Below are 13,706 nucleotides of genomic sequence, written 5' to 3'. Positions count from 1 at the left end.
CAAAGAAGATCCGAGTGTTCCTAAACCCTGAGCAACGCTCAATAGTTCGTAAGTGGTTTGGAGTGTCCCGTTATGTTTTCAATAAAACCGTCAAGATCCTCTCTGATGGTGAGACCAAAGCTAATTGGAAAGCTATTAAGACTGGCATATTAAATGACCTCCCTGAGTGGTGTAAAGCAGTGCCTTATCAAATCAAATCTATAGCGATAAAGGATGCTTGCACTGCTGTTAGGGAGGCCAAGAAAAAATACCAAAAAACTTCACAAATTAACCGAGTAAGATTTAGGTCTCGTAAGAACCCTGTTCAGTCTTGCTATATCCCTAAGTCAGCAGTGTCTAGCAAAGGTGTCTATCACACAAAGCTGGGAGAAATTACCTTTGCTGAGACTCTACCTGAGAATATCTGTGATTGTCGATTAACTAGCAGTAACGGGAATTGCTACCTGGTAGTTCCCCATGAAGCAACTAATGTTAAAGCCGAAAACCAAGGCAGAGTAGTCGCTTTAGACCCCGGTGTTAGGACTTTTTTGACATTCTTTAGTGAGACTTCTGTTGGAAAGATTGGGGATGGTGATTTTTCCAGAATTCAGCGACTTTGTTCTGATCTCGATAGTCTGATGTCCCGAACAAGTAAAGCTAAGAAAGGACAAAAGCGCCGAATGAGAAAAGCCGCTAGAAGGATGATCATAAAAATCCAGAATCTGATCAACGAATTACATCACAAAGCTGCCCGATTCTTAGTTGACAACTTTGATGTGATTTTGCTTCCCACTTTTGAGACTTCTCAGATGTCCCGAAAGAATAACCGCAAGATTAGATCGAAAACAGTTCGCAATATGCTCTCTTTTGCTCATTATCGTTTCAAAGAATTCCTAAAGCATAAAGCCCAAGAAACCGGGAAAATTGTTGTAGATGTTTGTGAAGCCTATACGAGTAAAACCGTTAGTTGGACTGGGGAGCTGGTTAACATCGGCGGCAGCAAAATTATTAAATCAAAAGTTGATGGCCGATCTATGGATCGAGACATTAACGGCGCTCGTGGGATATTTCTGCGAGCCCTGGGAGATACCCCCTGGCTGAGAAATCAGCTTGCATTAGTGAGCCTTGATTTGCCTTTGGTAGATTTTGGTAGCTAAAAAGTATCGGATAATCAGGTAATGCTCAGCACTCAGGATAGTTTTATAGGTAAATCAGTACCTAAGTCAGTCGCAAGCTGGTTGATACCTGTGCCAATGTAAGTAAATAAGAGCATTGTTCTCAACCAATTACCCTTTTGATCACGAGCGATTCATGGCTACACAATCCGACCACAACCATTTATTGATTATTGAGGATGACAAGGGAAGCAAGCAGATTCCTTTGGAAGAGGAGGTATATTCTATCGGTAGAGATCCAGAGTCTGATATCCGCCTGTTTTCAAAGTTTGTGTCTCGCCGACATGCGACCTTAGTCAGGCGTAGACGTTCTGATGGCAGTCCCTACTACCGAATTTTCGATGGTAACCTCAAAGGTAAGGCTAGTTCCAATGGCATTTTAATCAATGGTCGTAAGCTTCAAGCCCATGATCTCGAAGATGAAGACGAGGTAATTTTTGCCCCTAAGGTCAGTGCTAAATATTATCTACTCAAGCGAGAGAATACCCCAACTGATCCAGTAGATCAAATGGATGAGTATGATATTACCCTAATTAACCCCGGCATGATTGATGATCCGGAAGAATGGGATAATTAGGAAATAAATTACCGCCAAGTTAACCTTAAAATTATAATTTTTAAGGTTATAGTTTGAGCGGTTAGCTATCAGGTATTAATGATTTTTTTTCCCTAACAAAACCGAGCAAAAAAACGCGCATCACCACAGCATCGCCCAGAAAAACAGCTATAGCGCTGGGCGCAGGGAATAGGGAATAGGAAAGGAAAAAGCCTGTAACCTCTTTGGCTCCAGACTTTAGTCTGTGAGCTTTTGAACTTTTTTGCTCACACTCTGAGCAGTGGCGAACTCAGCATTTACGTGGGAGCCAAAAACCGAAAGCCCCGCGTATTTATACCGGGGATGAAGGTTGGTAGCGGCTTTAGCCGCCGTGAAGAAATATTCTGATTATTTACGAATTTTTACGCGAAGTCTTGTATAATAAAGTAGTAGCAGTTAAGGTCGAGACTGATGATCATTTTGGAATTTAAGGTATACGGCAAAAAACAGCAATATCTCGCTATAGATGAGGCGATTAGAACAGCTCGTTTTATTCGCAATAGTTGCCTCCGGTACTGGATGGACAACAAAGGGGTAAATAAGTATGATCTCTCCAAATATAGCAAGGTATTAGCCCATCAGTTTCCGTTTGCAAATGAGTTAAATTCCACTGCTCGCCAGGCTAGTTCTGAACGGGCATGGTCATCAATTTCTCGGTTTTTCGATAACTGTAAAAAGAAGGTGCCTGGAAAGAAAGGTTTCCCGAAGTTCCTTCATCGTGGACGATTCGGCAAAGCCGACGCTGCGCGAACGGTCGAATACAAGCAATCTGGCTGGAAGCTATCCCCTGACAAGAAATGGATTGTATTCAGCGACAAAAAAGGGATTGGGAAGCTCAAACTTAAGGGCACCTGGGATTTGTGGGGCTTTGACAAAAAGCAGATCAAGAGGGTTAGGATAGTCCGTCGCGCTGATGGTTACTATGTTCAGTTCTGCATCCAGGCTGATAACAATGAACAGTTGAAGCCTGCTGATGCAACTATTGGCTTAGATGTTGGACTGAAGGATTTCTATACTGACTCCAGGGGAAATACTGAACCTAACCCTAGATTTTATCGAACGGGAGAGAAGAGACTGAAGTTTTATCAGCGACGAGTATCCCGAAAAAAGAAAGGCTCTGCTAACCGGAAGAAAGCCATAAATAGACTAGGCAGACAGCATCTCAAAATAAGTAGGCGGCGTGAAGAGCATGCTAAGAGACTAGCACGCTGCGTAATCCGATCTAACGATCTGGTTGCCTATGTTCGCGCAGCGTGCCGTAAGGCAAGATTTGAGAATTAAGAACTTGGTTAAAAACCACTGTCTAGCCAAGTCTATTAATGATGCAGGTTGGTATCAATTCAGGAAATGGTTAGAGCATTTTGGTAAAAAATTTGGTAGAGTAACTGTCCCAGTAAACCCTGCCTATACAAGTCAAAATTGCTCCGAATGCGGTGCAGCAGTTAAGAAATCATTATCGACTCGAACCCATATCTGCAAATGTGGTTGTCAACTAGACCGCGACCACAACGCCGCAATCAACATTCTTGAAGGAGCCTTGGGTACGGTGGGGCACACCGGAACCTTGGTCAAAGACCAGAACGCTTGCAGAGAGGAGACCTCTATTCTTCCTGGTTCCGGCCTGGTTGAACAAGTCACCTCGTTGTTCGCGTAGCGTGGCCTACGGCCAAGCAAGAATCCCCGCGTCTTTAGACCGGGGAGTGTCAACTACCTGTTAGTTATTACTTGGTGGTGGGAATACTAGCAATGTTAAGTGCTTTAAGCTACTAATAACCAACAGATGAACCAAGCAATAACGCCATGTTCTTTACTTGGCACTATTCTGCTATTCAGCTTTGCCATGCCTGATGCTGTCACAGCCCAAATCAGTAGCGATGGCTCTGTTTCGACTACAGTTACTACCAACGATAGCGTGAATTTCTTGATTGAAAATGGCGAACGCGCTGGAAATAATCTATTTCATAGTTTCTCGGAATTTTCTATCCCTACCGGAGGAGAAGCCTTTTTTAACAATGCCACGGATATTGCTAATATTTTCAGCAGGGTTACAGGGGGCAGTATTTCCAATATTGACGGTTTGATTCGTGCTAATGGCACCGCTAATTTGTTTTTGATTAATCCCAGTGGGATTAGTTTTGGTAAAAATGCCTCCTTAAGTATTGGTGGTTCGTTTTTGGCGACCACAGCTGATAAAATTGTCTTTAACGATGGCATTGAATTTAACGCTAGTCAACCAGAAGATGAACCACCATTGTTGACAATTAATATACCCATGGGTGTGCAATTTGGTTCTTCAGCAGAGTCGATAGTGATCCAATCCCAAGCCGTTAGTCCAGATTCGGATGCCACGGTGGGGATTGAGGTAGAGCCAGGGCAAACCATTGCCTTGCTAGGGGGAAATTTAGACTTTCCTGGTGGTGGATTGACCGCATCCGCAGGACGAATTGAACTGGGTAGTGTTGGACCCAACAGTGTAGTGTCTCTGACACCCTTGGCACAAGGGTGGACTTTTGGTTATGAAGGGATAGGGGAGTTTGGGGATATTAACCTGACTCAACAGGCGTTTGTGATTACCAATGGCGACAGTGGCGGCAATATTGAAATTCAAGGCAGAAACGTTAATGTCAAAAGTGGTTCTGCTATTAACGCCAATACTTTGGGAGCAACCGAAGGGGGAAGTCTGCGCATCCGAGCCACAGAATCAATAGAGGTAAGTGCAACTAGAGAGGAAGTACTTGAGCCAGATCAGTTTAGAGCAGTTCGCGCACCTGATAGTAACTTAGCAACAAGAGTCTTTGGTACAGCTGATGGTAATGATTTAATGATCCAGGCTAAGGAGCTCAAAGTCGCTGGATTTGCTTTTATTTCAGCTAGCTCGATTGGTGCAGGAAATGCAGGAGATGTGGTTTTAGATGTGGAACGCTTACAGGTATTAGACGGAGCACAGATTGGTTCTGCAGCTGCTGGCTCTGGAAATGCTGCCAATCTTACGGTGAGGGCGCAGTCTATCGAAATAATCGGTGTTAATCAAGACACTGTGGGGGATGTTTTTAGCAGTGGTTTATTTGTTGCTCCTCAGCCTGGGAGCACAGGTAACGGGGGAAATATAACCATTGACACAGAGCAGTTGAAAATCGCTCAGGGAGGAACCATTACAGCCACTACACTGGGAGATGGCAATGCTGGCAAGATAACGATCCGAGCGACTGTTGTAGAGGTGAGGGATGCCGTTGTCGATTTTACTGGACAATTGGCTGGAATAATTTCTGCTGTAGGAAGGGATGCCCAAGGGGATGGTGGCGAGATCAGGATTACAACCGTTGGTTTACGTGTCTTGGATGGAGGACAGATAATTGCTTCCACATCCGGTACGGGAAAAGCGGGCAATATTCACATTGAAGCGAAGGAAATTGAGGTCAGAGGTGTCTCAGAAGATGGTAAGTTCTCTAGTAGTATATCGGCCTTCTCAACCACTGATGCTCCTGCTGGTTCCATCGACATTAATACTACTAATTTAACTGTGGGGAATAGTGCTGAAATTTCTGTCAGTGGTGGTATCAAAGATTCCGGTAATCTCACTATTACTGCTAATGCAATTAATCTTGACAATCACGGTAGTTTAAAAGCGGAAGTAGCCGCCGGAAATCAAGGTAACATTCAGCTCAACTCTGATTTACTAATCTTGCGCAACAACAGCCAGATTACTACTGACGCGAGTGGCACAGCTACTGGTGGTAATATCACCCTTGAAACCATCAACCTAGTTGCCCTAGAAAATAGCAATATTACTGCCAATGCGATCGCCGGACTTGGAGGTAATATTATCATCACCGCTCAAGGCATCTTTTTGTCCTCAGATAGTCAGATTACTGCGTCTTCTGAGTTTGGTATTGATGGAGTCGTAGACATTAACAGCCCAGCCACAGATCTCAGTAATGGATTAGTGGAATTACCAGAAGATACCACTGACCCCAGTCAGCAAATCTCGGCAGGTTGTTCTGGAGTAGCTAAGAGTAGCTTTATCGTTACCCATCGCGGTGGCATCCCACCCAATCCCGAAGATTACCAGAAAACTAGTCGAGTCTGGGTTGATGTGGACGATTGGCAAGGAAATCGAAAGCATAGGAACAGACAAGCCCGACCTAGTCAGGATTCAGCCATTAGAACTAAGCGCGAACCAATCATTGAAGCCAATGCGTTAATGGTTGATGAAAACGGAAATATGGAATTAGTAGCCATAGTTGAAGGTACCATAAAACCGCCGGTTTATCAACGAACTAATTGTGTTGGTAATAAGTAAGCTATCAGCTATCAGCGTGTCGCGTATCAGCTATCAGCGTGTCGCGTATCAGCTATCAGCGTGTCGCGTATCAGCTATTAGCGTGTCGCGTATCAGCTATCAGCTACGTCACAGGCTAGAAGCCTGTGCCACACTACACTGAACAGCTTTTGAATAAAATATAGCGTTTATTGCATGTATGAGGTACACTTATCAACCTCAAAGTCCCCCTTGTTAAGGGGGATTTAGGTTGAAGGTACCATAAAACCGCCGGTTTATCAACGAACTAATTGTGTTGGTAAGTAAGCTATCAGCGTGTCGCGTATCAGCGTGTCGCGTATCAGCTATTAGCGTGTCGCGTATCAGCTACGTCACAGGCTAGAAGCCTGTGCCACACTACACTGAACAGCTTTTGAATAAAATATAGCGTTTATTGCATGTATGAGGTAAACTTATCAACCTCAAAGTCCCCCTTGTTAAGGGGGATTTAGGGGATCCCTTTGTACCTCATGGGAAAAAGAATTGCTATAAGTTGACGGCTGACAGCTGATGGCTGACGGCTGTTCGCGTAGCGTGCGCGTAGCGCATATGCTTACTAAATAATAAATGGGGAATGGGCAGAGATGCTGACTATAAAATTGTACTTAAAAATTACTTTATCAACCTTAGGATTACTTGGTTTATGGGGAATAGTTATCCCGACACCAGTACAGGCTGTTGTTGAGCAATTCTCTTTCCCAGATCAAGGATTTGTTGAGAGAAAAAAAATTGCACAAAAGGCCTTTGGCCACGCTTCGCGAACGGTTTATGACCCCTTAGCAACGGGAAGAAACTATTACAAGGCAGGACAGTTTGCTGAAGCGGCAGCAGCATGGAGTGAAGCGGTTGAAAATTATGGAATGAAAGGGGATAATCTCAAACAAGTCCTAAGTTTGAGTTATTTGTCTTTGGCTTATCAAGAACTAAGTCAATGGGATGTGGCTGAGCAAAAAATTACTGAAAGCCTCAAGCTCTTGCAATCTGCTCCTGAAGCTGACGCTCTGATTTGGGCAAAAGTCCTTAACACTCAGGGGAAATTACTGCTCTATACTGGACAAGCTCAAACTGCTTTAGAGACTTGGGAAAAAGCCCAAGAGTTTTACCAGCAAGCAGGTTATGAGATGGGGGCATTAGGGAGTAAAATTAATCAAGCCCAAGCCCTGCAAAGTTTAGGGTTCTATCGCCGCTCGAAAGGTCTGTTGGAAGACATAAACCAGCAACTAGCTGCCAAACCGGATTCGGTACTGAAAGCGAGTGGACTCAGGAGTTTAGGATTGGCGTTACAAATGGTTGGGGATTTTGCTGCTAGTCAGGAGGTGCTAGGGTCAAGTTTAGCGATCGCTAAACGTCTAGATGCTGCTCCTGAAATTAGTGCTATCTTGCTCAGTCTGGGAAATACTGCTGCTTATGCCGGGGATACTGACGCTGCACTAAGCTATTTTCAACAAGGGGAACAAACAGCCCTTAATCCCCTAGACCGCTTGCAAGCTCGACTCAATCTACTGCGCCTCTCTATTAAATTGGAACAATGGCAAGAGGTAAATACCCTAGTAGGCCAAATTCAAGGTCAATTGAGGGAATTACCTGCTACTCGTGCCTCCATCTATGGAACGGTTAACCTGGCGGCTAATTTGGACAAAATAGAACCGGAGCAGCAACCCCTGAATTCTCAAGAATTGAATCAATTGCTAGTCCAAGCGGTCAAGTCAGCCAAAGTCTTGAAAGACCGCCAAGCTGAAGCCTATGCTCTTCGGGAGTGGGGCAAACTTTATGCTCAACAGGGTCAATTATCGGAAGCAATTCGCCTCACCAAGCAGTCTTTAAGGATTGCTCAAAGTATTGACTCTACGGATATTATCTACCAAGCCGCTTGGCAGTTAGGAAAACTATTCAAACAACAACAACAACCTGACCATGCTGTAGCAGCTTACACTGAAGCGGTCAATGCTTTAAAATCCCTAAGGGGTGATTTAGTTGCTATCAACCCAGATCTTCAGTTTTCCTTCCGAGAAAGTGTCGAGCCAGTTTACCGGGAATTTGTAGCACTGCTGCTAGAGGGTACTCCTACTCAAGCTGATTTAGCTCAAGCCCGGGAGTTGATTGAATCTCTGCAACTAGCTGAACTGGATAACTATTTTCATGAAGCTTGCTTGGATACTCAGACTGCCAAAATTGATGAAATTGATCCTAATGCAACGGTTATCTATCCGATTATTTTACCTGACCGTTTAGCCGTGATTGTTTCGGCACCAGGTAAATCCCTCGACTACTATGCTACTTCTATACCAGCAGCAGAGGTAGAGAATACTCTCAGAACATTGTTAAGCTACTTCCATCCTGTTTTCACTCCCCAGCAACGCTTACCTTTATTAAAACAGGTTTATGACTGGCTAATTAGACCCGCAGAAGCTAATCAAACCTTAGCCAATAGCAAAACCCTGGTCTTTGTGCTTGATGGCAAGTTTCGTAGAATCCCGATGGCAGCTTTACATGATGGGGAGCAATATTTAGTAGAAAAATACAATCTTTCCCTATCTATCGGTTTACAACTGCTAGAGCCACAACCCTTAGGTCAACAGCAATGGAGTATGGTTACTGCGGGCTTAAGCGAAGCTCGTCAAGGCTTTCGGCCTTTACCCAGTGTGAAAGATGAGATTGAGCAAATTACCAGAAAATTTTCAGGGTCGGTACTAGTCAATCAAGAATTCACCCGCAGCAACTTTGCCAGGGAAATGAATACTAAAAGGAATGTAGTACACTTGGCGACCCATGGTCAGTTTAGCTCCAATGCTGAGGATACGTTTCTACTAACTTGGGAGGGTCGCATCAATGTCAAAGAATTGGATCAAGTGCTACGCAGCCGAGCATTTGTGGGAGAAGGAGGGATTGATTTACTGGTTCTAAGTGCTTGTCAAACAGCAATAGGAGATGACAGAGCTGTGTTAGGTTTAGCTGGGTTTGCAGTCAGATCCGGAGCGCGATCTACTATTGGCAGTTTATGGTCAGTGCGTGATGAATCTACAGCGATTTTTATGACTAAGTTCTACGATTACTTGCAACAACCAGGGATCACAAAAGCAGAAGCACTTCGGAAAACCCAGCTAGATTTGATGGTAGACCCTAACTTTAATGAACCTGTATTTTGGGCTCCTTTTGTGTTAGTGGGTCATTGGTTATAATGGCTCTACTAGGGTGGCTATGATCAACTATAGCAATTCTATCTCCCATAAGGTACCTATTATCCCCCTAAATCCCCCTTAATAAGGGGGACTTTGAGGTTGAGAAGCGTACCTCATAACTGCGATAAACGCTAGATAGCAATCCGTGTAGTAATTGTGATAATTTTTGTTCTTTGTTCCCTACTCCCTAGGAATTTTAACATAAGGCTGTAGAAACAGGATGTTAAAGTTTACCAGTCGCAACGGGAGAATAGATCACTAAGAAAAGACTTGCGCCAAGGTGTCACTGGGTCCTCTCCCCGGAAAGTCGCAGTACGATTGTCCTTGGTGTTCCACGGTGCCAAGGGTAAGTGACCTTCCTCGGCTTTGTTTTTGTTGAAAATTTCTGCAAACCAGTTTACTTTTTCCCACCACTCGTACCATGTTTCATCTAATAATTCATCATACTCTCCCTTGGGTAAGCCACGCTCAGCAATAATTTTGTCCAAGATCTGCTTTTGTACACTGAAGCCAAACTTGCCATCTGAGTGTTTGACCCAAAGCGTGTTAAGAGTAGCTTTTGGCAGGAGCATTGTTCAATATGTTTGAGATCGAGCCAACCTTCTTTTTCTCGATCAGCGATGTAAAGCATGATACGAACATTTTTTAGCTCAGCATCTTTCCAGTTTGCCGACTTCATAAAGAAGTGAAGTTCAGCGAGAAAGTGATTCAACAGAGAGTCTTTGATTATTTGAGAGTCTTGACCGATTTCAGATAGTAACTCAATGTATTCCCGATGCAAATTTTCTACGGCATTCGTTGAGAGGATTGACTGTTCTTGAGGAATAAAGCTAGGTATAGGAATTTCTGTATCAATATCAACGTTTGGAAACTTTTGCCAAGCAGTATCAAGTATATCAAAGGCTTCCTTGTAAGCTTTTAAGGCTTCCTCTATCTTCCCTTCTGTTTTCAGCAAGCTCCCCTCAACTCTTTTGACATGAACGTAAATTGCCCATGCTTCGGGGACATCTAGATTTGGTTGTGAGGGTAAGAGATTTTTTTTCTTGATCTGTTTAATCCTTTGCCTAGCCTCATTCCGCCATTCCGTTGCTTTACTATCCTGTTCAAATTCTTGATACTTCTGACTAAGTTGCTGATTTGCTAAAGAAATCGAAGCTAACAGCATGGCTTGCTTGAGATTGCGCTTGTCTTCTCGGATTAGTGTAGACTGACTGACTTGAACCCATGCCTCTTGTGCTTCAGAAGACAGCCCCTTGTGTTGGAGTTCTGCAGCAAGTTCAGAGAGCAGATTAATGGTTTCGATATCTTCTTTGATTATTTTATGAGCAGCTTTAGCTTGCTGTACTTTTATCACTTCTTTGCCTGCCACTACTCCTGAAACAATTGCTGCTCCATCAAACGTGTACAAAGCGTCACATAACGAGACTTTGTGTGTTGATTTCCTGCTTCAACGGGGGCATGGGAGCGGTTAACCCTCAGCAGGCTTACGAGTCGAGCCGTACTCGTTATAGCGTTCTAGGTTCACTGAGGCATGTCCTACGCGATCAATCTTATTTCCACAGCAACCACACTCATAAATCCTTTCAGATAAAGGCATTGGCTGTTTATTTCCGCATGATGAACATAATTGACTAGATGGAAAGAACCTGTCAGCTACTACTAACTTGGCACCGTAGCGTTCACACTTATACTGAAGTTGCCGCCTGGCTTCATACAGTCCTAAATCACCGATAACTTTGGCTAATTTATGATTAGCCATCATCCCAGAAACGTTTAAATCTTCTATGACAACTACGCTGTGGTTTTTAGCAATATAAGTGGTCATCTTGTGAAGATAATCTTTTCGGATATCAGCAACTCGACGGTGAAGTTTCTGTACTTGAAGCTTGGCTTTTGAGTAATTCTGAGAGCCTCTTAATTTTTTAGATAATTTCCGTTGAACTCTAGCTAATTTCCGTTCAGCGTTGCGGTAAGGCTTAAGTCCTTCAAACTCAACACCAGAGCTTAATACAGCTAGGGTTTTTATCCCAAAATCAACACCAACTCGTTCTCGTTCTTTAAGTGTTGGTTCAAAGGTCTTTTCAATGGAGAAGCTAATATACCACTCCCCAGCTTTTTTGTAGATTGTGACTTTTTTAGTTAGACAATCTGGTAGGGCTTCAAACGTTCTAACCCGCTTCAGGAAGGGTAAGTTATGAATTAGTCCACCTAATCGAATGGGTCTACCTGAATTATCGATAGTAAATCGATCATTTCTACCCTTGCATTTGAATCTAGGGTACTTACCCAATCCTTTGAAAAACCTTTTGAATGCTTCCCCTAAATTGATGAAGGCATATTGGTAAACCTTTGAGGATAATTCCCTCATCCAGGGATACTCAGGTTTGACATGGTTGGTAAATAATCGCTTTAGGGTTTTAGTGTTAGGCTTTAAACCTTGATTGTAGGCATCTTTCCACATGGCTAAACCCCAGTTGTACACCCACCGACTAAAACCAGCGTGTTTGGCCATCAACGTTTTTTGACGGTTGTTAAGCTTTAGTTTTGTCGTGTAAGAGTGATTGGGAGCCATAAGAAGTGTTAACCTGTTATTACCTACATTATACCCACAAAACCGCTCAATGAGCCAGCGCGAATACTGGTTAAAAGTAAGGCTTTCATAACATGAACACGGTCAGCTACAAAGCTACGCAGACTTCTTAGGTTGGTCTATGTCTCAGGCGGCGAATATATCCGCAAGCTACCGAAAACAGACGCAAAGTAACGCTAACTATTTACTAAGTCCCAACTCCAATTCCTCAGCTAAGTCTTTCTGGCGAGGATAACCGTTGCGCTTAAGAGCTAATTTAACCTGGTCAATATACTCGGGATGAACTCTGAGTGAGCGAGACATAGTTGTCGGTTCGATGAACTACTCAAACTATAACTATCTTTTATAGTCACTCAGCCCAACTCAGGTACAACTCAGGTACAAGTCGGCAATCAATTATAAGTTGGCCATAACTCACCTGAGCTCAATAGCTTCCAAGGTCTGAACTGCTTTAGCCTCAGGGTTTGATGAAGTTGTAGTTCACCTGAAACAATTTTCATGAACAATCTCGAAAGCTTCCAAACCCTTCTGGAAATTTTGACTCTCCCCGCTTTAAAAAGACGGGGATTCGTTAAGAGTCCACAATCGAACTCTTACAGGCGTAGTCAAAGCACCTCTACTGAGTTCTATCAGGTCAGAGCCGATAGTTCCCGCTACTTTTCTGATGATATTTAATGCACCATTACAATCTGCGTTGACATATAAATTTGATGCAGTTCTATACAATCCGCGTTTCACTCTTTTTCCTGAAGGCTTCCAGCCCACGGGTTTTTCACCGAATATGGGAAGACTATCATTATCTAGTGAACTCGCTTTACTTGAATAACTTTCTTCTGTCTCAACAAAAGTGATTCCATAAATAGCGCACATCTGAAAAATTCGATTTTTCAACCTATCTGTAGGGATTTGGATAAATTTTTGATTGTTTTTTTTCCCTATGTTAAGGCCATTTTTTTGTCCTTTATTCCAGCCAAAGACGATAGTTCCAATTCCGTTTATAAGACAGTGATTGATAACTAACCTGGCAGCTTTATTGACTCCGTCACGCATTTGACGGTTTCGCTTTTCTGATATATTTGCCAGTTGTTTTGTCCAATAATCTTTTCCGTGCCCTTCCTTAAAGAAGGATACACGCTTGTTGTACCACTGATTCAAGCTCTTAATATGCTTGCCATCAACTATAAAGCCATTACCTAAGGTATCAACACATGTCAACCAATTATCAATCCCATGGTCAATACCCAGTATTTTACTGGAATCTATGTTAAGATTTTTTGATTTTAATTTGTAAACAAATTCGACATAAAAATGTCCGTTTCTTGGTAATATCCGAACCTCCTTGATGCTTTCCCAGTCAAGGTTAGAAGGAAATGCGACGTAAAACTCGGACAACCCAAACCATGCTTTGACCTGCCTACCTAACGGAAACCGAAGCTTGTTATTAACCAACTTCAGCCATCTTTTTGGATATGAAACAGTGAACATTCCTCCTGATTTTCTGTACCTGGGAGGCTTAGGTTTGTCGTTCAATTTTCCAGCTTTGTACAACTTGTCTAGTTTCTGGAAAGATTTAAAAGATTCAGCTACCCCATTGCAAACCTGTTGAGAAGCACTTACGTACATAGCAGAAAAATGTTTGTTGTACTTCATCTCCTGGCACAGCTCAGACCTGTTCACAATTCGACGAGCTTTAAACCATATTTGCCTTGCATAGTAAACAGAGCAGTTGTAAATATTGTTTGACTCTCTGCATATGTACTCAATTACTGCCAACAAGTCTTTGTCAGGTGACAATCTTACTTGTTGGCATCCCCAGTAAGATTGTTTTTTGTTCATACCACTATTATAGGTAATAATGTTGATAATAGCA

The 13,706-nt window shown here is 43.0% G+C and carries 8 protein-coding genes and 1 pseudogene; 5 read left to right on the top strand and 4 right to left on the bottom strand.

All coding sequences use genetic code 11. The features are described from left to right. Positions 1 to 14: 14 nt before the first annotated feature. The 5 genes and pseudogenes from F6J90_RS40600 to F6J90_RS40580 all read left to right on the top strand — a co-directional run bounded on the left by F6J90_RS40600 (position 15) and on the right by F6J90_RS40580 (position 9,246). Entirely contained in the window at positions 15 to 1,136 is a 1,122-nt protein-coding gene (locus F6J90_RS40600) for a transposase (RefSeq protein WP_293093905.1), read from the top strand. Positions 1,137 to 1,290: 154 nt separating this feature from the next. Then, the gene (locus F6J90_RS40595; protein ID WP_287312063.1) at positions 1,291 to 1,731 is read left to right on the top strand and encodes an FHA domain-containing protein; all 441 of its coding nucleotides are present in this window, start codon (positions 1,291 to 1,293) and stop codon (positions 1,729 to 1,731) included. A 429-nt stretch (positions 1,732 to 2,160) separates the two neighbouring features. Further along, a pseudogene (locus tag F6J90_RS40590) lies at positions 2,161 to 3,403 on the top strand (transposase). A 126-nt stretch (positions 3,404 to 3,529) separates the two neighbouring features. Next, positions 3,530 to 6,049, top strand: coding sequence for a filamentous hemagglutinin N-terminal domain-containing protein (locus F6J90_RS40585; RefSeq protein ID WP_293107725.1), 2,520 nt, complete (start codon positions 3,530 to 3,532; stop codon positions 6,047 to 6,049). 602 nt (positions 6,050 to 6,651) lie between these two features. After that, on the top strand, positions 6,652 to 9,246 hold the full coding sequence (locus tag F6J90_RS40580) for a CHAT domain-containing protein (RefSeq protein WP_293107722.1): 2,595 nt from the start codon (positions 6,652 to 6,654) through the stop codon (positions 9,244 to 9,246). Positions 9,247 to 9,476: 230 nt separating this feature from the next. On the opposite strand, the gene F6J90_RS40575 is transcribed toward F6J90_RS40580, so the two are convergent. The 4 genes from F6J90_RS40575 to F6J90_RS40560 form a co-directional block, all read right to left on the bottom strand. Continuing rightward, entirely contained in the window at positions 9,477 to 9,818 is a 342-nt protein-coding gene (locus F6J90_RS40575; RefSeq protein WP_293107719.1) for a GUN4 domain-containing protein, read from the bottom strand. An 896-nt stretch (positions 9,819 to 10,714) separates the two neighbouring features. Further along, positions 10,715 to 11,818, bottom strand: a complete 1,104-nt coding sequence (locus F6J90_RS40570; protein WP_293107716.1) for a transposase — start codon at positions 11,816 to 11,818, stop codon at positions 10,715 to 10,717. A 198-nt stretch (positions 11,819 to 12,016) separates the two neighbouring features. Next, complete coding sequence (locus tag F6J90_RS40565) at positions 12,017 to 12,139, bottom strand: hypothetical protein (RefSeq protein WP_293107713.1); 123 nt, start codon at positions 12,137 to 12,139, stop codon at positions 12,017 to 12,019. A gap of 249 nt (positions 12,140 to 12,388) precedes the next feature. Then, on the bottom strand, positions 12,389 to 13,672 hold the full coding sequence (locus tag F6J90_RS40560) for a transposase (protein WP_293107710.1): 1,284 nt from the start codon (positions 13,670 to 13,672) through the stop codon (positions 12,389 to 12,391). Positions 13,673 to 13,706 lie beyond the last annotated feature (34 nt).

Origin of the sequence: Moorena sp. SIOASIH, assembly GCF_010671925.1 — a bacterium.
Lineage (GTDB): Bacteria > Cyanobacteriota > Cyanobacteriia > Cyanobacteriales > Coleofasciculaceae > Moorena.
Note: the sequence above shows the minus strand (reverse complement) of the source record. Positions and strands in the feature narration are given on the sequence as shown.

Bases quoted from the DNA above. Each gene is read 5' to 3' on its own strand.
- F6J90_RS40595 (WP_287312063.1), top strand. From the start codon at position 1,291: ATGGCTACACAATCCGACCACAACCATTTATTGATTATTGAGGATGAC.
- F6J90_RS40585 (WP_293107725.1), top strand. From the start codon at position 3,530: ATGAACCAAGCAATAACGCCATGTTCTTTACTTGGCACTATTCTGCTA.
- F6J90_RS40580 (WP_293107722.1), top strand. From the start codon at position 6,652: ATGCTGACTATAAAATTGTACTTAAAAATTACTTTATCAACCTTAGGA.
- F6J90_RS40575 (WP_293107719.1), bottom strand. From the start codon at position 9,818: ATGCTCCTGCCAAAAGCTACTCTTAACACGCTTTGGGTCAAACACTCA.
- F6J90_RS40570 (WP_293107716.1), bottom strand. From the start codon at position 11,818: ATGGCTCCCAATCACTCTTACACGACAAAACTAAAGCTTAACAACCGT.
- F6J90_RS40565 (WP_293107713.1), bottom strand. From the start codon at position 12,139: ATGTCTCGCTCACTCAGAGTTCATCCCGAGTATATTGACCAGGTTAAA.
- F6J90_RS40560 (WP_293107710.1), bottom strand. From the start codon at position 13,672: ATGAACAAAAAACAATCTTACTGGGGATGCCAACAAGTAAGATTGTCA.